Raw genomic sequence first — 20,517 nt, forward strand, 5'->3', positions numbered from 1 at the left:
AAAAATTTACCAATATAAAAGATAAAAACATCCTTTAAATTCCAATCAAATGGCAACTATCACAGACAAAAAAGTAGGCAAAATTGTAGCAGAGAATTTCCGGACTGCCAAGGTATTTACAGAATATGGAATAGACTTCTGCTGTAAAGGAGGAGTCAAACTATCCGATGCCTGCAGCACAAGAGGGCTTAACCTGGAAGAGGTGGTCGAAAAGCTCGAAGTAATCATGCAAGTGGCGGATCAGAGCCCCTATCAGGAAATGTCTCTCAGCCAATTGATTGACCATATCGTCAATGTCCATCATAAGTATGTCGAAGAGACTCTTCCTGCCTTGAAATTTTACCTTGAAAAAATAGAGCGGGTTCACGGAGACCGTCATCCGGAATTAACTCTCATCCGCCAAGAGTTTTTCGAAGCCGCAGATGCGCTAACCATCCATATGAAAAAGGAGGAATTTGTGCTCTTCCCTTACATCAAAGCGATGGAAGAAGCCAAAACTAACAGCTTCCCGCTTTCAAAGCCACATTTTGGACATATCGAAAACCCGATATCCATGATGGAAGAAGAGCATGACACGGAAGGGGAGCGTTTTCGAAGAATTGACTCCTTGACACAAGGTTATACTGCGCCAGCGGATGCCTGTCAAACTTACCGGGTAGCATTTTCTATGCTGCAGGAGTTTGAGCAGGATTTACATACCCATATCCACTTGGAAAACAATGTGTTGTTTCCAAAAGCTATGGTGCTTTATTCAGAATTAAACGCTTCATAAACAAAGTCCTATTAGTTCGAATATCATGAGGATTTCAAAACCAAACGAGCTCTTTATTCGCATCTGGAACCGATGGGCGGTAGGATTTTTCCTGATCGCTGCGCTTTTGGGGGTGACCATGAGAGCATTTCACATCGTGGAAATCCCTGTTCTCGAATACCGTCATATTCTCCATACCCATTCTCATATAGCCCTCTTGGGATGGGGATTTATGATGCTGATCGGAACCATGATATTTGAGCTGGAAGGAAAGGAAAACTTTGGAAAAAAATACGGATGGCTATTCATCGCCTTGCTGGTTTCCCTACTCGGAATGTTGTTCTCCTTCCCAGTGCAGGGCTATGGAGTAGTGAGTATTTCCTTTTCCACCTTGTTTGTGCTCCTTTCTTATGCATTCATCTTCAAGCTTTGGAAGACCCTTGGGCAAAAAGAAAACACCACTGGAATTCGGCTGATTCGATGGTCTCTGATCGGGTATCTGATCTCAACCTTAGGCCTATGGGCTTTGGGGCCTGTGACGGCCACTTTGGGAAGAATGCATGAAATGTATTTCATGACCATTCAGTGGTTTTTGCACTTCCAGCTCAATGCTTGGTTTGTACTCGGCACGCTCGGTTTGATCGTTTTTTTTGCAGAAAAAAGAGGTATTAAGATCTTAATTTCCAGCATTCAACAAGGGCTTTTAATAGGTTCTGTATTCTTGACTTTTGCCTTAGCAATTACCTGGGCGGAACCATCACCAATCTTCTTCTGGATCAATTCCTTGGCGGTTTTGATTCAAGCCTTGGCGTACTTCCTCCTTCTTCAAAAAATCATAAAGATTCTTCCCGGGCTTTTCCTTCAGCCCTTTCCCAAAATGCTGATTGTTCTTGCTTTGGGGAGCTTGGTTGCAAAGGCAATTCTTCAGGTTCTTCTGGTATTTCCGGAGGTTGCTGTGATTTCTTATACCATCCGACTGTATGTCATCGGCTTCCTTCATCTGGTTATGTTGGGAGCAATGACTTTCGGAATAGGGGGCTTAGCCATGGAAGAAGGCAGAATTCCTTCCACGCTTTCTTCCAAAATTGGATGGAGCCTCATTTTGGGAGGATTTCTGGGGACCGAACTTCTGCTCTTTGGGCAAGGCACTATGGTCTGGATGCAGTGGGGATACCTTTCATGGTATCACTTGGGACTGTTTGTTTTTTCCGCCCTCTTCCCTTTAGGTCTTGCCTTGTCCTTTATCAGTCTGTTTTCTGAAAAATATGTCCAACCTCAATCCATCTTAAAGTATCCCAACTCTAATCAACTCAATGTCGAAACTATGAAAAAAGTAATGATTTGGTCAATGGGCATCGTAGCGATGCTGATGACCTCCTGTGGTGGCGGAAGCGAATCTCAGACTTCCTCTTCCGAATCGGGTTCCCCTGCTGAAGCCGCTGCGCCCGCTGCGGATCCCAAAGGGATAGGCGAAATAAAATCTGTTGATCTCGGATCGGGCGTCGACGCTTCCTTGGCTGACCAGGGAAAGGCTATCGTGGACATGAAGTGCACCGCCTGTCACCAGCTAAATGACAAGCGACTGGTCGGTCCCGGCTTCCAAGGAGTAACCAACCGACGTCGTCCGGAATGGATCATGAATATGATAACCAATGTGGACGTGATGCTGGACCAAGACCCCGAAGCACAAAAGCTTCTGGAAGAATGTCTTACCAGAATGCCAAATCAAAATATCTCCATGGATGATGCAAGAGGTATTCTAGAGTTTATGAGAAAAAATGATGAAGAAAAAGCAGGCCAGCGCGATGCTGCCGTGAAATAACCCAGTTAAACTAAAATCCAAATGAAAACAAACAAATGGCTACTTGCTGCAGGTCTGATTGCGGCAGCAATAGCGCCCGGATGTAAGCCCAAAGGAGCCCAAAGTGCCATCACAGGTGATGCAGCTTCCAAGGTCTATGTAGCGCCAGGACAGCATGATGAGTTTTACAACATCGTCTCTGGTGGTTTTAATGGTCAAATGTCCGTCGTAGGTCTTCCCTCCGGTCGGGTATTGAAAATTCTCCCTGTTTTCTCCGTTCACCCGGAAAATGGATGGGGATATTCTGAACAATCCAAGCCCATGCTCAACACCGCTAACGGCTTTGTGCCTTGGGATGACTTGCACCACATTGCCATTTCCACAACCAATGCAGAACATGATGCCAGATGGGCATTTGGAAATGCAAACAACACCCCGCGGATTGCAAGGGTAGATTTGAACAGCTTCAAGACGGTGGAAATCATAGAAATACCTAATTCTGCCGGTAACCACTCCTCTCCGTTTATTACTCAAAACACCGAGTATGTAGTAGCGGGTACCCGTTTCTCTGTGCCCGTTGGGGATAATCAGGACGTGTCCATTGACTCCTACAAGGAGAATTTCAAAGGGTATATATCCTTTATCGGGGTGAATCAGGAGACAGGAGAAATGAATCTTTCATTCCAGATTGAAGCACCTCCTTTCAATTTTGACTTGGCTCGAGCCGGTAAAAATAAATCTCATGGCTGGTTCTTCTTCTCCACCTACAATACCGAAATGGCCCATACGCTTTTGGAAGTGAATGCTTCGCAAAAGGATAAGGACTTTATCATGGCGGTCAACTGGAAAAAAGCAGAAGAATATGTGAAAGCAGGAAAAGGCACCAAGAAAAAAGCAAGGTATGCTCACAACAAATGGAATGAAGAAACCCATTCTGCCACCTCCACGATCATGGAAGAGGTGTTGACTTTGGACCCAACTGTACTGAAAGACATCGTTTATTTCATCCCTTGTCCAAAGTCTCCACACGGCACTGATACCGACCCAACTGGAGAATACATCATCGGTTCAGGTAAGTTGGCGGCGATCATTCCAGTTTTCTCATTCACCAAAATGCTGGCTGCAATCGAAAAGAAAGATTTTGAAGGAGACATCCAGGGCATGCCGGTGTTGAAATATGAATCAGTACTACATGGCGAAGTCCAAAAACCAGGTTTAGGTCCTTTGCACACAGAATTTGATGGAAAAGGAAATGCCTATACCTCCATGTTTGTATCCTCAGAGATCGTGAAATGGAATATCGAAACCCTTGAAGTGCTGGATAGAGCGCCTACCTATTATTCAGTAGGTCACTTGAGTATCCCAGGTGGACCTACCGGAAAACCTCATGGCAAGTATCTGGTAGCTTACAACAAAATCACCAAAGACCGATACCTGCCTACCGGTCCCGAATTGGCCCACTCAGCTCAGCTCTACGATATCTCGGGAGATAAAATGCAGCTGCTTCTCGACTTCCCGACCATCGGTGAACCCCACTATGCGGAGTCTTTCCCTGCCTCTTTGATCAAAGACCGTCAGGTGAAATTCTATCCCATCGAAAAAAATCACAGCCCCTATGCCCTCAAAGGAATCAATGATGCCCGAGTGGAGCGAAAAGGCAATCAAGTACACGTGTACATGACTTCCATCCGATCCAACTTCCGACCTGACAATATCGAAGGGGTACAGGTAGGGGATGAGGTTTACTTCCACGTCACCAACTTGGAGCAAGACTGGGATGTGCCTCACGGATTTGCAATCAAAGGTGCCAATACTGCAGAGCTCTTGATTATGCCAGGAGAGACTTCTACGCTGAAATGGATCCCGGATCGGGTAGGGGTGTTCCCATTCTACTGTACCGACTTCTGTTCGGCGCTGCACCAAGAGATGCAGGGCTATCTGAGAGTTTCGCCAAAAGGATCAAATGTTCCGCTGAAATACTCCACAGGAGCCTCTGAATAAAACCATCCACTTTCGCCGGTGGGAATCTCCACCGGCGATTTTCAAAAATTGATTATGAAATCCCTCAGCCTCACCAATCGGATATTGCTTTTACTGGCAGTATTGACTTTGATCCCTGCGTATTTCACTCCACTTTGGCAGATTAGCCTCTGGGCTCCTCAATATCCTGAGGGTCTGAATATGAAGATTTGGATCGACCAGCTTAGTGGTAATGTGGACCAGATCAACGGCGTCAACCACTACATCGGAATGAAGCATATCGGGGTAGAGATGTTCCCTGAATTCACTTACCTGAAGTATGTGATGGGGGCGATGATTGGGTTAGGACTGATCTTTTTCCTAGTTGGCAAAAGATGGTCGATATACTCCTTTCTGGGGCTTCTTTCTGCCTTTGGCATTGCTATTCTGGTGGATATGTACCTCTGGGGCTATGAATATGGCCATGAGCTTGACCCAAAGGCTGCTATCAAAGTCGACGGAATGAGCTACCAGCCACCTCTGATTGGCTATAAACAACTCTTAAACTTTCTGGCCTATTCCGGTCCTGATACCGGTAGCTGGATTTTGATGGGGGGTATGGGCCTCTTGGTATTGGCTGTTTTCCTGGATTGGAAAGGAAAATAAACCTCATCCACCTGCTGAAATAAAACTTTCATTTAACCCACCTGACCATGAAACGATTACTGATTGCTTTGATCCCAATTCTGATACTGATGGCTTGCAGTGCCGACCCACGTCCGATTGCACTAGGGCAGGACGCTTGTCACCATTGCAAAATGACCCTGATGGATCCAAAGTTTGGAGCAGAACTGGTCACAGAGAAAGGGAAAATATTCATTTTCGACGATGTCAACTGTATGCTTGGCTACATGGATTCTGAGGAGGGCAAAGGCCAGACCTTTAAACATATCCTCGTCATGGACTACCTGAATCCAGGCACCTTGCTGGATGCCAATGTCGCCCATTACCTCAAATCTCCGGAATTCAAAACTCCCATGGCTTCCGAAGTAGTTGCCTTTCCGGACTACCAATTATTGAAAGAATATAAAGCCAAAAATGGCGGAGTGTACCTCGCATGGGGAGAATTAACCACTCAATTTAAGTGATGCTCGAACTCAGAAAAGCCATGAACCGAATCTTCCCATTGATTTTGATTTTGTGCCTGTACGCCATCCATGCAGAGGCAGACAAAATCATTCTCAAGCCAGGACAATCCATCCAAGCTGCTGTCGATCGATCAGCTGCAGGAGATACTTTGATTTTCTCCCCCGGAACTTATCAAGCTTCGGCAGTGACAATCCGAAAGCCTTTGAGCTTAATCGGCAATAATCACCCGGTCATGGACGGTGAGAATAAAGGCAATATTTTTCTGGTAGCTTCCGAAAATGTATTGATCCGGGGCCTGAAATTTATCCGAACCGGGAAATCCAACATGGACGACTCGGCGGCAATCAAGTTCTTCGATTCCAAAAACTGCACCGTTGAAAACAATATATTGGTGGATACTTTTTTTGGTCTGCACTTTTCCAACTCCTCAAATCTGACCATTCGAAACAACAAAGTGAATGCATCGGCCAGTCGGGAATTTGAAGTAGGAAATGGCATTCATCTCTGGAAATGCAAGGACAGCCTGATAGAGAAAAATGAGGTCTCCGGTCATCGGGATGGTATTTACCTCGAGTTTGTGACCAATACTCTAGCCAAGGAAAACTTCATCCAAGGCAATATGCGCTATGGGCTTCACTTTATGTTTTCTCATGACAATACCTATCTGAAAAACACCTTCAAAAGAAATGGAGCGGGTGTGGCGGTCATGTACACCAAAAACGTGACCATGCAGGAAAACCGGTTTGAAGAAAACTGGGGAAGTAGTGCCTACGGGATTTTGCTGAAAGATATATCAGACAGTAAAGTGATCGGCAATGTCTTTCTGAAAAATACGGTTGGAATCTACATGGAAGGCAGCAGCCGGATTGATTTCAAGGAAAATACTTTCAAAGAAAACGGCTGGGCGCTAAAGCTGATGGCGAGCTGTGACCAAAATCTCTTCCAGGCCAACAACTTCACAAGAAACACCTTTGATATCAGTACGAATGGCAACTTAGTACTCAACCAACTCAAGGAAAACTATTGGGACAAATATGAGGGTTACGATCTCAATCGTGACAGAATCGGAGACGTGCCCTATCGCCCTATCAATCTTTACAGTGTGATCGTCGAAAAAATTCCTGCCTCAGTTATGCTTTGGAGGAGTTTTCTGGTGACCTTATTGGATCGGATGGAAAAAATCCTTCCAACCATGACTCCAGATGAAATGATTGATCATTCACCCAAAATGAGACCCTATGATTTCGGTACATAACCTATCCAAAAAATTTGGCAAGCTGCAAGTGCTCAATGAATTCAATCTGGAATTTGAGCTCGGCAACAGCTATGCGCTCATGGGGCCTAACGGCTCCGGTAAAACAACCCTGATCAAAACCATTCTCGGAATGGTGATTCCTGACAGTGGGGATATTACCGTAGGAAGTCAGTCCATCCAAGGCGATGTATCCTACCGAAAGCAGATTGGCTATATGCCTCAGATTGGGCACTATCCGGCCAACATAAAAATCGGGCAGCTTTTCTCCATGATGAAAGACATGCGTCCTGAGATCAAAAATTACGATTTGGAACTTGTAGAGGCTTTTGGCCTGGAGGAAATGAAAGATAAAGCCATGGGGACTCTTTCTGGCGGTACCCGTCAAAAAGTCTCTGCGGCCTTGGCTTTTCTCTTCCACCCAAGCATTCTCATTCTGGATGAGCCTACTGCTGGACTCGATCCTATTGCGGTGGAACTGCTCAAAACCAAAATCAAGAAGGAACGGGCTCAGGGAAAGCTGATTCTGATTACTTCCCATATCCTTAGTGATCTGGAGGAGCTGACTAACCGTGCGATTTACATTTATGAAGGGGAGGTGTTTTTCTCCAATACCATCGAAGAGCTAAAGGAAATCACTGGAGAGAGCAAGTTTTCCCCGGCCATTGCCAAGCTGATGGAGTGGACCCTGAAAAAAAAGTCAAAAAAAACGATACTGAATCATGTTTAAGTTACTCAAATACGCACTTTACGATATTCTGAAATCACGCTTTGCCATCATTTATACTGTGTTTTTGGCTCTGGTGGCGATTTCGATTTATCAGGTTTCGGACGATCTGAGCAAAGTCTCTCTGAGTCTGATGAACATCATGATCTTATTTATTCCGTTGATTTCGGCGGTTTTTGCTACTACCCATTTTTACAATAATCTGGAGTTTATCGAATTGATGCTGGCTCAGCCGGTAAAGCGGATTCACGTGTTTCTCAGCCAACTCCTGGCCGTAGTGATTATGCTGAGTTTATCCATTTTGCTGGGTTTTGGACTTCCTATGATGCTTTGGGGTGCTGATAGCAGTTTGCTTACGCTTCTGGTTGTTGGAGTCGTGTTAAGCTCAGTCTTTGCAGGATTTGCATTTTTGGCTAGCGTACTCACTAGAGACAAAGCCAAAGCCATCGGAATAAGTCTGGCGCTGTGGATTTACTTTTCCTTGGTCTATGACGGCTTGGTCTTGTACATCATTTACAGCTTTGCCGATTATCCATTAGAAAAAGCCACCTTGGCACTGGTCATGCTAAATCCTGTTGACTTGGGAAGAATACTCATGCTGATGCAGTTGGATATTTCGGCCTTGATGGGTTATACAGGGGCTTTTTTCCAACAGTTCTTCTCCAGTGGATCAGGCATTTTAATTGCCACATTTGCCTTGGTGATATGGATGCTTGTTCCGAATTATCTTGCCACCCGGGTTTTTAGAAAAAGGGATTTTTGATAGAGTTAAAGTTCGAAGGATAACTCCTGAGGTCCCTTTCTAGGATCCCTAGTGAAGGGATAGAGAAATAGATTCTTATTGCACCCAGAGTTTTGCTGTCACAGATTCTGTCAAAGAACCGATTTTGAGAATGTAAAATCCATCTTTCACGGCTTGGTCTAGGATCAATTCTTTTTGGTTTTCTCCCGGAACGGTAGAGATGGTTTCTTCATAAACCAGGTTTCCGGTAGCTAGATTATAAACTCCCAAAACCATATCTCCACCGGTTCGGGTTTTAAAGATGACATTGGTTTTCCCGACAAAAGGGTTTGGATAGACAAAAGCTTCTGCCTTCGCAGGTGCGGTGATTTCTTTTTGATTGGTGAACCTGACCTTGTCCAAAGCTAATTCCATAAGACCGGAATTCGAAAATCCCTCATTGGTGAAAGAGATCATAACCAGATCAGAAGGGTCCAAGCTTTGATTGATGCCGGTGGACACAAAATCCTTGAGAGCTATTTGAACTTGGGACTCTTGTCCTGTAAGTGGTACAGTGAGCGTGTAGTGATCTTCGTATTTGTCCACAGACTTTTTAATCAATCGAATCGCAAGCTCACCAGAACCTTTGGCAGAAAAGCTCAAGTACTCATATCCGGATAAATCAGCAGGAATTCCACCGCCTCGAATTGTCCTGTAAATGGTGCCATAGGTGGAAGTTTGGGCTGACAGATCCACTTTTCTCAAAAGTGGATAATTGGCCGTAGAGTCTTCGGTGGTGCCATTGGATACCGTAAAATCATTCAGGCTGGATCCTTCTGGCAGGTAATAGTTCCATAACCCATCACTGTCAAAGACATAGTCTGTGGTTTGGTTTTTATTTCCTAAAAAGACGGCAGCCTCGGCGTAATCTTTCAAGTCCAGAGTGATAGTATGCAAGCCTTTGGAAGGCAAGGGGAAAGTAAGTTGTTGGTTGATGATCTCATTGGAGGTCTCTGAAACCTTGGCTTCATAGCTTAGGCTGGCTTCATTTGCCTCTAATTGATTGAGGATTTTTAGGGTGACTTTACCGGGTTCGTTTGGATTTCTGTGACCTTTGGTGATCAAAATCTGGGGAACAGAGACTTGAGTAACCTGGTTTATGGTTCCTTGGAATTTTAGATTATTCAAAAGATCCAGGATCAGCGATTGCAAGAGCTTTCCATCTGCGCTCCAAAATTGGAAGTTGAAATGCTCGGGATAAGCTTTGTAATCCTCCAGCAACCAAGCGGACTGCAAGCCGAGTGATTCATTTCCGGAGTCAATTCCTACAGAAAAGGAAATCGCATATTCATTCAGCCCTTGTTCAGGACTGAGGAGGGTTCTTAGAAAGTGAAACCCACCGATCTCCACGCTGTCCACTGCCAGAATCTCGGAACCCTTGAGCCGGTCGCAGACATATTTGGTGTGGTCATAGACTCGCTGAGAAGTCTTGGTCGCAAAATAAGTGGCTAGGTTGTTCCCTCCTTTGACATAGTCTATGGAAATCACCTCTTCTGCATTGGTGAAGTTGATCAAATCTGTGGGGCTACTTAGGTATGCCATAAAATCTTGACCAAGGATGGATTCTGAAGGAGAAAGTTGATTCAACACCAAGCCTTGAATTCTTGCTTCAGCCTTGGAGTCCCAACGCTTAGCTTTGGTATAATTGATTTCTCCTTGGTCTTGTTGTACTCGGTTAAATGCGCGGGTTATTACGGCATTCCCCAAGCTTTTGCTTTCGAGGCCTCCATCACTTCCGGAGCTCACTCGAAGGTTTTCTTCAGAAATCAATCCTCCAACTCCATTTCCTGAACTCAAAGGGTAGGAACAGGTACATATCGGAAGGCCATCAGATGGATCTGTAAATTCCAAAGTGATGATCCCGGCAGTAGGAAGGTTGTTATTGTAAAAAGTGTATTTGACTTCATTTCCAGAAGGAATTCCCGGGGGATTGAAAGGAGATCCTGTATTGTTGTTTCCAAATGCCCAATTCAAGTTAGAAGATCCCTCAGAGTCGGTAATCCAGGTTTTGGTGATGACAGGCGGGTATAAAATGGGTTGGCCCCAGCCCAAAGTGAAATTTCCCTGGCTTTTGGAAGAAAGCGCAGCAAGGAAGTAGGGACTCACCGGACTGATGTTGGCGGCAAATTCAGTGACTTGCTGGCCATTACCGTTGTTTCTTTTATAGACCTCAGGGCAACGTTTGTTGTCTACTTCCTGACTTAATACCTGATGGCAGGATGATACCACCAATGTCCACATCAAGACAAACCGAATTGCAACAAAAATTTTATTTTTCATGACCTCTGAGAATTGTTTCTAGAATAGATTCAATCTCGGGGCCAAATTATAAATAATTGAAAATGAGTATTTTAAATATTGTTTCTATTCCTGTTTTTGGAATAGGATTAAGTGTATTCCATATTTTGGAATAATATGAGAGCCAATTTTAAGTCTTACTTCTTGAACGTGAAGTATTTCTGCAACAGGAAATTGACAGTCAGGACGATTACAGTAGAAATGATTTTAGCTACGGTCGGTTCCATGTCCAACAATACCACCTGAGCCTTGAGCAGCAAATAATCACTTCCCAAACCCTGCCCGACTACCAGGAAGTATTTGAAGAACTGAATGCCTGTTTTTTTCTTTGCCTTGGTTTCTGTTTTGAAGGCAAAGTTTTTACTCAGCCAGAATCCTGTCGGGATAGTCGCAAAAAATGCGATAATCAGGGCCACGGTGTAGGAGGCTACATTATAACCTTGGATATCATATCCTTCTTTAGGAAGTATCCACTCATAAAGAGCCGCAAAAAGAAAGATGTTAAGAGCGGTGTTTATGGCACCTACAGCCAGGTAAGCATACACCTGGTAATTCATCCATTTTTTGAAAATGGGATAAAAGAGACGCAGGAATCCCTCAATGGCTTTGACGAGCAGGCTCATTTCTTTTTGGGTAAAAGCTTCTGAATATGACTCAGGTACCATTGAGCAAGCTCGCCCATCGGAAGACCTTTGGCAGCTTTGAAGTTTTGATCTTCAATGCGCTTGCGTTCTTCCGGATCATCGATTAGCGAGCTTACGGCTTCAGCCAAACTTTCTGCATTGTCAGTTTCGAAAAATGCCCCTCCATAGCCTTCCTCGTCCACTACGCGCTCAAGATCATCAATTTTGGGGAGGATACAGGCCCGGCCATAGCTCCCCGCTTGGTGTAGGATGCCTGAGCTACCAGTGGTCGTGGTATAAGGAAATATTACAAAGGTGCTGTCCCAAAAGATCTTGGACACCATTTCCTCTGGGATGTATCCGGTGTACTCTACATTGGGGAGATGAGAATATTTGGCCTTGAGACTGTCAATATATCCTTTGACATTTGGGTTGTCGGTTCCCGCTACGGTGGATTTGAATTTCAGATCGGGGTATTTTTTCTCCAAAATCTCCATCGCATCGATCATCACTTCGGCTTTTTTGTAGGTTCCAAACTTCCCGAAAGCCATCAGGTTAATTTCTTTGAGATTTTCTGGGAGATAGTTTCGTTCCGGAAGTTCAAAGTTGCCATGAGGCAAAAGAACCACATTTTTGGCTTGGTATTTTTCCTTGAGAATGGTTACATATTGGGAAATAGTCACCCCGACTAGGTCTGCTTTCAAGATAAATTTGGTCAGTTGCTCTCCTATCCAGAGGAAGAGATTTCCCTTAAACTTGCTGTCTGCCATTCCAATCGTATCCAATTTGACAGTTTCGGTGATGTTGTGGAGGATGACCACCGAGGGAATTTGAAGCAGTTTGCACATCCAGGGAGTCAAAAGCCCCAAAGCAGCCGGAATTTTCCCGGATCCGAATGTCATAAACTGGAGATTTAGAATGACTGCATCTGGTTGAAGTTCTTTTAGCTTTTTGCGAAGCTTCAGGACGGTAAACCAACTGTCGAAATCCCAGCAGGGGATGATATCCAAGCCTTCCTCCGCATATCTGGAATATTCGCGGTCATCCTCCAGGTGATTGGTAAGAATGAAGATTTTATCCACCTCTTTTTTACCAATAAAACTTCGGGTAAGGTGATAGCCATACTCGTTGAGTGTGACTTGACTCGGTGGGTAGGGAGTTATAAAAGCTAGTTTCATGGTTTATGGGGAAAGTGGTTTTTCGTCTATAAATTTAATACCATCCAGTCTCCAATTATCACCTTGATAGACCAAGCTTAAAGCTAAGACTGCATCGGTTTGATATTGAGCGGAATCCGGAAGGAGGTAGGCAAACTGTAAGGAATCTATCATCTGGCAGGCAAGTCCATCTCTAGACCAGTTTTGGATGAGTAGCTTGTGATTTAAATCTTTTCGCTGTCCCAGCCCCGTAGTTTTTCCGGGATAGGCTATCGCCAAATTTGAATAAATGCGTTCAGTAAAGCGGTCTTTGCTGGGCTTGAGGTCATTGGTTTCATAGATGGCATTCAAATGAGCCCAAAGGGCCAGATAATCCTTTTTCAACACCTCAAGCTGTTGCTCATTGGGTGGAAAAGAAGCTTCGACATTGATCTCAATATCTGCCTCATGGGCTGCAGCAATCGAATCAAACCTGAGGAAATAGGGGACCTCATCCCTTCTAATTTGAAGCTTCGCCAGAGAAAATAGAAGGACTCCAACCAAGAGATAGAAAAGAATAAAAAGGTATCGGGTCATGGCTGAAGAATTAAGGTTGATGAAAAAACCTGGGCAATATTAGCCCTGACACTTGCGCCCTCAAAGCTGGTTCTTTCCAGCTCTAAATATCCAGATCCTCGGCTGGTAAAAGCCTCAATAGTCCAGGTTTTCAAGCCTTTTTTCAAGCTAAATGTAATCAGGGTTCCATCAGGCACCTGATTTCCAAAGGCATCATTTAAGGGGCCGGTTTCCAAAATGATTTTTTGTCCCGCCAGATCCATTCTGTGCTTCAGAGAAAGTGAAACCGGAGTTCCGCTGGCTACATAAAAACTCGAAAGAGGAGTACCCGAATCGCTGGAATAGGTTCCTGTTTTCGGGCTAATGGAAAGGTAGTTTTCCTTGAAAAGATTTTCCTTATCCAAAGAGTCAATATTTCCCGCTTGATCGATTATCAGCAGCATTTGCTGCTGAACCAAACTGCTATCAGTATTGACAGTTTTTGGACTTCGGAGGTCCACCAATTCTGAGTTTGATTCGGCTTTGTTCAGGTAGAGCGGAAAATGAAAACGACTCTCTTTATGGCCGAGGATTAGAATAGCTTGTCCTTGGATCCAGAGATTTTTTTCAGGCAAGGAAAGGCTGAGTTTTTCGTCCTGAGAATCAATTTTCAGGAAAATCGGCTGTAAGGGTGTCTGAAGCCAAGCTTGCCAGTCTGATTCCTCTACCGAAAACTCCAGAGGAGGAAAATCCTTTCCCCATTGATTGCTTGGATTTAGCCATACAGGTGCTTTTACTTCCTTTTCCTGACAAGAAAAAAGTAAAGCCAAAAGGACGATATGGATAAGCAGTTGCCTCATTGGAGATAGATTTCCGGAGATATAAAGGAGTGAGGTAAAATCTGAATGGGATAATCCTGGTTCCAGGATTTGTTGACTAACAGCCTGTTTTGACCGTTGATGCGCAGGGAAACCGGGAAATCTTCTAGGACTTTTGCCTTAGAACCTAGCCTTGGGAACTCCAATTGAAAGGTCTTGGCAAGTCCGCTGCGGATGGAAGCCGGATGGACGCCAATCTCTACATTGAGCACTCTTCCCAAGCTGTCTCTTTCTGACATCATAACTCCCGGAATGGTGATTTCCACGGACAGAGGATTGGCAATGGATACTTCCAGATGATAAGATTCGGCAGCTTCTTCAAGGACTTCGAAAGCAGTAGATATTCCCCGGATATACCCTCGTTCTGTGACGTCAGTTTCTGCTTCAAGCTCAATGGAAAGAAGTTCTTCAGCAGAAATTTTCCCCAGCCCGATTTTGAAATACGTCAGGGCTTTTGGGGCCAGATTGTAGTGCATCTCTTTCTCTGGATAGACGATGACCGTGCTGTCGTTATTGAATTTCAGATAGGCTTTCAGGGAAATGTTGATGGGGATGTTGTCCGCATTGATCAATTCTCCGGTGAGGCTAAGCGTGCTGTCCACTTGGACCAGATTTGCCTGATAGAATGCTGCAAAAGGCTTTTTTACGCGGTCATCTTTCACAGTTGGGAAGGATGAAATCACCCTTTTACCCATCTTTTTGAAAAGGGTATAGGAGTACGAAATCACTTGTTCCTCGGGAATTTCCAGATTGAGCTTAGGAGGTAGGATGTACCAGCTTCCGTTGATTTTTTCCAACTCCATCTTTTCCTTGGATTCACGTGGTCCTAAAGAGGTTCTCCAGCGGCTATGAACCAGAAATGACGCGGATGATTCTTCCCACGATAAAGTGTCAAGTTTGAGTTGATCCAGCTTGGCAAAAGAGGGGAGGAGACCTCCGTCTTTCACGGATTTTTCCAAGAGGTATTGATCGAGGGAATAATCAGGGGAAGGTTTGAAGAACTTAAATGCATCCTCGAAACGCTGAAAATCCAGATGGTCGTAAAAGGTATAGATCGCTGTGCCGGGGTCTTTTTGTTCATTGACCAAGAGGAGCTCATAGACCCGGATGACTAAAAAGCCTGAGAAAATCATAAATGGAAGCCAAGAGGAAAAGTAAATAACCGGCTTAGGATAATCGGGGATTACCTCCTCCGAGATCAGCTCCTCCTGTGTTTTCTTGAACTGAAACAGATAAAGCAGGGTGAGCAAAAAGGCGATGGCAACGGTAGAAAAAGGAAAGATTCCCCATACCAACTTCAATACCGGATGAAGTTCGGTAGGCTGTACAGGCTGTACCGTTGAGATATTCCCTTTCTCCCAGACCATGATACCGTTTTCCAGCTGGACAGTTCTATTCCAGCCGGTATAGAACAGTAGGGGATCATAATATCGGTCGTTGCTGAAAATGTATTTGAGCTGGTATTTCTCCGAGTCGGTGAGAAAGTCCGTCAAGCTAGCCATGCCTTCCTCGTAGAGGTATTTGGCATTTTCCAGGCGTTCCACGGCTTTGGAGGTCATTTCAGGAAGCCTTCTGGCCGAGTGATAATTCCCATCAATACTGGCAGCTAGAGTATTGGCGCTAAGCCAAGCCATTTGATCCCCAAATCCCAATGTCAAATACCTCCATCGCATGTGGTCATCCCGGTTTAGGAAGTTGAGAATGGGCTCAATCTTTACCTCAGAAGGCTGGAGAGGTCTAAAACTAGCTAGATGAAAGATGTAGATAATGAACAGAAAGTAGGACAGGCCACTCAATCCAGAAAGGAGAAAATGGGAGGTTTCACCGAATTTCCTGACCCAATATTGCCGGACATCTCCTGAGATAAAGGATAAAATAAAATGGCTCAGGTAGGGAATGGCGATTATAGAAGCCCAAAAACCAAACCGGTCCAGTGTCAGGATGTTGAAGGCGGTTTCGCCAAGCATCATCCTGGGAAGAGGCGTGGTGCCCCCGCTTCCCAATAACAGACAGAGGTAAAAGGATACAGCCCAACCCAAATGTCTTTTGTGTCGGGTAATCAGCCAGGAAATGGCGGGCAAAAGCGCGAATATGAGTAATAGTGGGATGACATAGAAAATCAGCCCAGAGCTGGTGACTTCCATGAAATTGTCCCTGGAACCGTGAGGAATGGGGACTTGGCTAATGGGGTCAGTTCGGCTCCAGTACCAATAAGGGAAAATCAGGGTAATGGTGAAGAATATCGCCAAAATCCCGAAAAGGAGAATCTCTTTTTTCTTTTTCCAAGCTTGGACTAAAAGCTGGGGAATAAAGCTGCCCAAAAGGGGGCGCTTGGCTAAATCGGCAGAGCCATCTACCAAAGCCATGAGCATGGTCGGTGCAATGAAAAACACCATCCCAAAGATGGCTGTCACATGATGGGAACTGACTACCACCCCAATAAAAGCCAAGGAAAGAATCAGGTATCTAAAATCTGATTTCTTGATGTATTGATATAAAAATGGAATGGAGTTGAGCAGAAGCGCCAGACCGGTCAGGGTGGGGACTTGCCCATATACGTGCAGGGTTTCTACCAATGAACTCAGGATCACGGTCAGAATTGCCGCTACGCCTGCGGTTCTTTTGTCGTAGAAGATCTTGGTAAATCTATAGACACCGATAATGAGCCCTTCAAAAACAATAGTTCCATAGATGGCAAAAGCTACTTTGAACGGGAAGACTTTCCCCAAAAGTGCTACTGCCTGATGGACCAAAGGGGGGTAGCTGATCGTCAGAAATCCGGTGTACCAGCGGTATTCCCAGGGTTCGAACCAAAACCGGGAATAGTGGTCTGCAAAAAAAATGTGAACGTACGCGTCATAAGTCTGGGTCAGCGTGAAGTACATAATTACTCCATGCGTTAATAAACCAAGGGAAAGAGCTACCAGAAGTAATCTCTTTCCCATAAACTCGGACCATAAATTCTGTGATTGTGGATTCATCCGCAAAAGTCAAGGGCAATTAAATATAAAGTTCTCCCTTGATTTCTTTTACTTTGGCCACATATTCTTTAATCTGTTGTTCATTTTCTTTTTTGCAAATCAACAAAGCTTCGGGGGTATTGACGATAATCAAGTCATCTAAGCCACCGATTACCATGAGCTTTTCCTCGTTGCTATGTACTAAGCAACCTTTGCTGTCCACCAAAATGGTGCTTTTGCTGTTGCAGGCATTTTGAGACTCGTCCTTGGAAAAGTTTTCCCAAGCACTGTTCCAGGTTCCCAAATCATTCCACTGAAAATAGGATGGAATCACGTACACATTCTTGGCCTTTTCCATGATTGCATAATCAATAGAAATAGATCGACATTCGCTGTAAATTTTTTCAATGGACTTTTCTTCCTCAGGTGTGCCTATCGCCGGCATAGCCTCATGAAACAAGTCATAAAAGTGTCTTGCATGCTCCCAGAAGGCCTGAATAATATCCTCTGCTTTCCAGATAAAGATTCCTGAGTTCCAGAAATATTCTCCTGACATCAGGAATTTTTTAGCGGTGTCACGATCTGGCTTTTCAGTAAATCGCTTTACCTGGAACACGTTTTCAGCTTCGTTCTTTTCGCCTTTTTGGATATATCCGTATCCGGTATTGGGGTGATTGGGCTGGATTCCCAAAGTGACAAATGCTTCGTGTTTTTCGGTGAAATCCAATGCCTTTAGGCAGGTTTCTTCAAACAAATCCAAATCTCCAATCAGGTGGTCACTTGGGGCCACGATAAAATTGGCTTTGGGATTCATCTTTTTCAACTTGAAAGAAAAGTAGGCTACACATGCTGCGGTGTTTTTTCTTTCCGGCTCAGCAATGATATTCTCGAGCGGAAGGTTTGGCAGTTGTTGCTGAACGATCCCTACGTACTCTTTCGAGGTGACGATGTAGATATTTTCTTCTGGGATAAAATTCGAGAATCTGTCGTAGGTACTCTGAATAAGGGTTTTTCCGGTATTTAGAATATCCAGGAATTGCTTGGGAAAGCTGGATTTGCTCATGGGCCAAAAACGACTTCCAACTCCACCGGCCATAATTGCGACGTAATGATTTTTATTTTTCATGGTTCTATAGTTTACAGGTTGTGGTTAAAAATTTCAGCTTAGTTAAGCGTAGGCTGGATTTTGATTTTTTGCTTTTTGGACTTGCTGACCAAAGACTTTGGCTTAGACTTGATGTGGTAGTTGTAGTACAGTTTCAGCAGTTGAAGAGGGATTCTAATAGTATCTTTCAATTTCAATCTGGAGTCACCGACTTCTGTCCAGTGAAGCAATGGGTATTCTAAAACTCCCCGCTGTAGGGTGGTTTTTCCAAACTTTTCCTGAAGTCTCAAGAAAATCTCCACATCAAATAACCAAGGTGTATTAAATGGCTTGCTAAATAAAAATGGGATCAAGTTTCTCTGAAAAATCTTTGCACCGCACTGGGTATCCTGAAAGTTTGCCTTTAGGATGGTTCTGATCATCTTCTTGATCACCTTACTGGCAAAAGATCTGCTCTCATCCCGCTGGATATTTGCTCCCAATCGGCTGATTCGGCTTCCTACCACCGCACCAAACTTGGGGTTGGCTTCTTTAAATTTCGCCATCATCAACCATTCTTCTGGCAAGGTGGCTAAATCTGCATCCAAAAATCCGATCAGGCTGGATGGATAATTTTTGTGTACGAATAGCATTCCGCTTCTGACGGCTTCCGCTTTTCCACCATTTTGCGCTTGATTGACGACACAAACGTTGGAAGGACACTCTGTCTGAAGACCTCTCAAAACTGCCAAAGTCCTGTCCTTGCTTCCGTCATTTACCAAACAGATCAAAACTTCTGGATGCTGGTCTGCGAAAGTTTTGAATTCCTGATAGGCAAACCGCTCTTCCTCATTGTAGCAAGGAACTACGATTGCATATTGATGCTTGACAACCGGTTCATAGTTAAGTGCTTCTTTGAGCATATTCTGAACAGGATTGATTCTTGTATTTTCAGATGGCTTTTTCATTTGTTTTGATTTATGGTCCGTGCCAACTTTAATTCAAATTAATGTCCAAAATCATAAAATACTGTAAATCAATAGATTAAGTTTATTTGAGGTATTTTATATTCCAGATATTGGAATTTTTTCCAGATTTTGAATCAGAATAACTGATTTGTTCTTACCTTTTATTGAGTTCAATCCTATGTCTATGAGTCAGTTCAAGATTTTTATTGTAGAGGATGATCCTTGGTATGGTCAGATTCTTCACTATCATCTAAGTCTAAATCCAGATTATGAGGTTACCCTTTTTGGCTCAGCCAAAGAATGCCTTCAAAACCTTCCAAAAAAGCCGGATTTGATCACGTTGGACTTTGGCCTTCCTGATATGTCCGGTGACAAGCTTTTCAATAAGATCAAAGAAACGGACCCGAATATTCCTGTGATCATGATCAGTGGGCAGGAGGATATTTCTGTTGCGGTGAATTTGCTGAAGGCCGGTGTAACAGATTACTTAGTCAAGGATGATGCGACCAAGGACTTGCTTTGGAACAGTGTGATCAAAATCCGGGAAAACCAATCTCTGAAAAAAGAAGTGGAAGTGCTGAAAGAGGAGTTGGGGCAAAAATTCTCTTTTGAAAACACGATTATCGGCCAAAGCCCGGCTCTGAAGCGGACATTTGTTTTGATCGAAAAAGCTTCCAAAACGCAAATCAACGTATCCATCACCGGAGAGACTGGTACGGGTAAGGAAGTGATCGCCAAGGCAATCCATTATAATAGTGACCGGAAAAAGAAAAAGTTTGTGCCGGTAAATATGGCCGCGATTCCCAAGGATCTGATCGAAAGTGAGCTTTTTGGCTATGAGAAAGGGGCTTTTACCGGGGCGACTGCAAGAAGGATTGGCAAATTCGAGGAGGGAAATGGGGGGACAGTTTTTCTGGATGAAATAGCCGAGATGGATTTGAACCTCCAGTCCAAACTTTTACGGGTTCTTCAGGAACGTGAATTAACTCGCGTCGGAGGAAATGAACAGGTCAAGCTGGATGTCAGGATTCTTATTGCCACGCATAAGAATCTTTCGGAGGAAGTGAAAAAAGGAAATTTCCGGGAAGATCTTTTTTTCAGGATTATGGGCCTTCCGATCGAACTCCCACCTTTGAGAGAGAGAGGGCAGGATATTTTGCTTTTGGCCAAGCATTTTATCGATGAAGCCGCAAAGGCAGATAAAAAAGCCCCGAAGAGTCTCTCCAACTCCGCCAAGGAAAAATTGATGTCCTATCCTTGGCCTGGAAATGTACGGGAATTAAAAGCTGTCGTGGAACTGGCAACTGTAATGGCAGATGGGAAAGAAATTGAGGCGGATGATATCTCATTTTTCTCCCCTCAAAAAGAAACCAACCTATTTCTTTTTGAACAAAAAACACTTCGGGAGCATACCTGTGATATTGTCCGGGTTTATTTAAAAAAGTATGGAGGCGATGTCATCCAGACAGCCAAAGCTTTGGATATCGGAAAAAGCACCATTTACAAAATGATCCAGGACGGAGAGATCCTTCTTGAAGATTCCTGATTTTGGAAAAAAATTCCAAAAATTGGAAAGTTTGACAAATTTAAAACTT

General features: G+C 44.1%; 17 protein-coding genes. 9 read left to right on the forward strand and 8 right to left on the reverse strand.

Annotated elements, in window-relative coordinates; all coding sequences use genetic code 11:
• The first annotated feature begins 49 nt into the window (after positions 1-49).
• From ric to G458_RS0107975, 8 genes are read left to right on the forward strand one after another with little or no spacing between them, the layout of a single operon-like run.
• Positions 50-772 carry an iron-sulfur cluster repair di-iron protein gene (gene ric / locus G458_RS0107940; RefSeq protein ID WP_026951432.1) on the forward strand — a complete coding sequence of 241 codons (723 nt, stop codon included), beginning with the start codon at positions 50-52 and terminating at the stop codon, positions 770-772.
• Between the two features lie 25 nt (positions 773-797).
• On the forward strand, positions 798-2,573 hold the full coding sequence (locus G458_RS0107945) for a c-type cytochrome (RefSeq protein WP_051287125.1): 1,776 nt from the start codon (positions 798-800) through the stop codon (positions 2,571-2,573).
• A 21-nt stretch (positions 2,574-2,594) separates the two neighbouring features.
• A complete protein-coding gene (gene nosZ, locus G458_RS0107950) occupies positions 2,595-4,553 on the forward strand; it encodes a Sec-dependent nitrous-oxide reductase (protein ID WP_026951434.1) in 1,959 nt (652 codons plus the stop codon).
• A 54-nt stretch (positions 4,554-4,607) separates the two neighbouring features.
• Positions 4,608-5,177 (forward strand): hypothetical protein, encoded by a 570-nt coding sequence (locus G458_RS0107955; RefSeq protein WP_026951435.1) that lies wholly within the window; start codon positions 4,608-4,610, stop codon positions 5,175-5,177.
• 47 nt (positions 5,178-5,224) lie between these two features.
• The gene (locus G458_RS0107960; protein ID WP_026951436.1) at positions 5,225-5,659 is read left to right on the forward strand and encodes a nitrous oxide reductase accessory protein NosL; all 435 of its coding nucleotides are present in this window, start codon (positions 5,225-5,227) and stop codon (positions 5,657-5,659) included.
• A 20-nt stretch (positions 5,660-5,679) separates the two neighbouring features.
• Positions 5,680-6,915: a nitrous oxide reductase family maturation protein NosD gene (locus tag G458_RS0107965; protein ID WP_035467930.1), complete on the forward strand. Its 1,236-nt coding sequence runs from the start codon at positions 5,680-5,682 to the stop codon at positions 6,913-6,915.
• On the forward strand, positions 6,899-7,642 hold the full coding sequence (locus tag G458_RS0107970) for an ABC transporter ATP-binding protein (RefSeq protein ID WP_026951438.1): 744 nt from the start codon (positions 6,899-6,901) through the stop codon (positions 7,640-7,642). Before G458_RS0107965 ends, G458_RS0107970 begins: the two co-directional genes overlap by 17 nt.
• Positions 7,635-8,402: an ABC transporter permease subunit gene (locus G458_RS0107975; RefSeq protein ID WP_026951439.1), complete on the forward strand. Its 768-nt coding sequence runs from the start codon at positions 7,635-7,637 to the stop codon at positions 8,400-8,402. Before G458_RS0107970 ends, G458_RS0107975 begins: the two co-directional genes overlap by 8 nt.
• A 75-nt stretch (positions 8,403-8,477) precedes the next feature.
• On the opposite strand, the gene G458_RS0107980 is transcribed toward G458_RS0107975, so the two are convergent.
• The 8 genes from G458_RS0107980 to G458_RS20425 form a co-directional block, all read right to left on the reverse strand.
• Positions 8,478-10,700: a T9SS type A sorting domain-containing protein gene (locus G458_RS0107980; protein ID WP_157359726.1), complete on the reverse strand. Its 2,223-nt coding sequence runs from the start codon at positions 10,698-10,700 to the stop codon at positions 8,478-8,480.
• Between the two features lie 155 nt (positions 10,701-10,855).
• A complete protein-coding gene (locus G458_RS0107985) occupies positions 10,856-11,341 on the reverse strand; it encodes a GtrA family protein (protein ID WP_026951441.1) in 486 nt (161 codons plus the stop codon).
• Complete coding sequence (locus tag G458_RS0107990) at positions 11,338-12,519, reverse strand: glycosyltransferase (protein WP_026951442.1); 1,182 nt, start codon at positions 12,517-12,519, stop codon at positions 11,338-11,340. Before G458_RS0107990 ends, G458_RS0107985 begins: the two co-directional genes overlap by 4 nt.
• 3 nt (positions 12,520-12,522) lie before the next feature.
• Entirely contained in the window at positions 12,523-13,074 is a 552-nt protein-coding gene (locus G458_RS0107995) for a hypothetical protein (RefSeq protein ID WP_026951443.1), read from the reverse strand.
• Positions 13,071-13,892 carry a hypothetical protein gene (locus tag G458_RS0108000; protein ID WP_026951444.1) on the reverse strand — a complete coding sequence of 274 codons (822 nt, stop codon included), beginning with the start codon at positions 13,890-13,892 and terminating at the stop codon, positions 13,071-13,073. Before G458_RS0108000 ends, G458_RS0107995 begins: the two co-directional genes overlap by 4 nt.
• Positions 13,889-16,855 carry a glycosyltransferase family 39 protein gene (locus G458_RS20420; protein WP_245579247.1) on the reverse strand — a complete coding sequence of 989 codons (2,967 nt, stop codon included), beginning with the start codon at positions 16,853-16,855 and terminating at the stop codon, positions 13,889-13,891. Before G458_RS20420 ends, G458_RS0108000 begins: the two co-directional genes overlap by 4 nt.
• A gap of 55 nt (positions 16,856-16,910) precedes the next feature.
• Entirely contained in the window at positions 16,911-17,996 is a 1,086-nt protein-coding gene (locus G458_RS0108010; RefSeq protein WP_026951446.1) for a mannose-1-phosphate guanylyltransferase, read from the reverse strand.
• A 38-nt stretch (positions 17,997-18,034) separates the two neighbouring features.
• Positions 18,035-18,922 (reverse strand): glycosyltransferase, encoded by an 888-nt coding sequence (locus G458_RS20425; RefSeq protein ID WP_051287127.1) that lies wholly within the window; start codon positions 18,920-18,922, stop codon positions 18,035-18,037.
• 178 nt (positions 18,923-19,100) lie between these two features.
• On the opposite strand from G458_RS20425, the gene G458_RS0108020 reads away from it, so the two are divergent.
• Complete coding sequence (locus G458_RS0108020; protein ID WP_026951447.1) at positions 19,101-20,468, forward strand: sigma-54-dependent transcriptional regulator; 1,368 nt, start codon at positions 19,101-19,103, stop codon at positions 20,466-20,468.
• Positions 20,469-20,517 lie beyond the last annotated feature (49 nt).

Source organism: Algoriphagus mannitolivorans DSM 15301 (genome assembly GCF_000429425.1).
GTDB lineage: Bacteria > Bacteroidota > Bacteroidia > Cytophagales > Cyclobacteriaceae > Algoriphagus > Algoriphagus mannitolivorans.

Excerpts from the sequence above, each read along its gene's own strand:
- G458_RS0107955 (WP_026951435.1), top strand. The coding sequence starts at position 4,608 with ATGAAATCCCTCAGCCTCACCAATCGGATATTGCTTTTACTGGCAGTA.
- G458_RS0107990 (WP_026951442.1), bottom strand. The coding sequence starts at position 12,519 with ATGAAACTAGCTTTTATAACTCCCTACCCACCGAGTCAAGTCACACTC.
- G458_RS0107960 (WP_026951436.1), top strand. The coding sequence starts at position 5,225 with ATGAAACGATTACTGATTGCTTTGATCCCAATTCTGATACTGATGGCT.
- G458_RS0107980 (WP_157359726.1), bottom strand. The coding sequence starts at position 10,700 with ATGAAAAATAAAATTTTTGTTGCAATTCGGTTTGTCTTGATGTGGACA.
- nosZ (WP_026951434.1), top strand. The coding sequence starts at position 2,595 with ATGAAAACAAACAAATGGCTACTTGCTGCAGGTCTGATTGCGGCAGCA.
- G458_RS0108000 (WP_026951444.1), bottom strand. The coding sequence starts at position 13,892 with ATGAGGCAACTGCTTATCCATATCGTCCTTTTGGCTTTACTTTTTTCT.
- G458_RS0107965 (WP_035467930.1), top strand. The coding sequence starts at position 5,680 with ATGAACCGAATCTTCCCATTGATTTTGATTTTGTGCCTGTACGCCATC.
- G458_RS0107970 (WP_026951438.1), top strand. The coding sequence starts at position 6,899 with ATGATTTCGGTACATAACCTATCCAAAAAATTTGGCAAGCTGCAAGTG.
- G458_RS0107995 (WP_026951443.1), bottom strand. The coding sequence starts at position 13,074 with ATGACCCGATACCTTTTTATTCTTTTCTATCTCTTGGTTGGAGTCCTT.
- ric (WP_026951432.1), top strand. The coding sequence starts at position 50 with ATGGCAACTATCACAGACAAAAAAGTAGGCAAAATTGTAGCAGAGAAT.
- G458_RS0108020 (WP_026951447.1), top strand. The coding sequence starts at position 19,101 with ATGTCTATGAGTCAGTTCAAGATTTTTATTGTAGAGGATGATCCTTGG.
- G458_RS0107975 (WP_026951439.1), top strand. The coding sequence starts at position 7,635 with ATGTTTAAGTTACTCAAATACGCACTTTACGATATTCTGAAATCACGC.
- G458_RS0107945 (WP_051287125.1), top strand. The coding sequence starts at position 798 with ATGAGGATTTCAAAACCAAACGAGCTCTTTATTCGCATCTGGAACCGA.
- G458_RS20420 (WP_245579247.1), bottom strand. The coding sequence starts at position 16,855 with ATGGGAAAGAGATTACTTCTGGTAGCTCTTTCCCTTGGTTTATTAACG.
- G458_RS0108010 (WP_026951446.1), bottom strand. The coding sequence starts at position 17,996 with ATGAAAAATAAAAATCATTACGTCGCAATTATGGCCGGTGGAGTTGGA.
- G458_RS0107985 (WP_026951441.1), bottom strand. The coding sequence starts at position 11,341 with ATGAGCCTGCTCGTCAAAGCCATTGAGGGATTCCTGCGTCTCTTTTAT.
- G458_RS20425 (WP_051287127.1), bottom strand. The coding sequence starts at position 18,922 with ATGAAAAAGCCATCTGAAAATACAAGAATCAATCCTGTTCAGAATATG.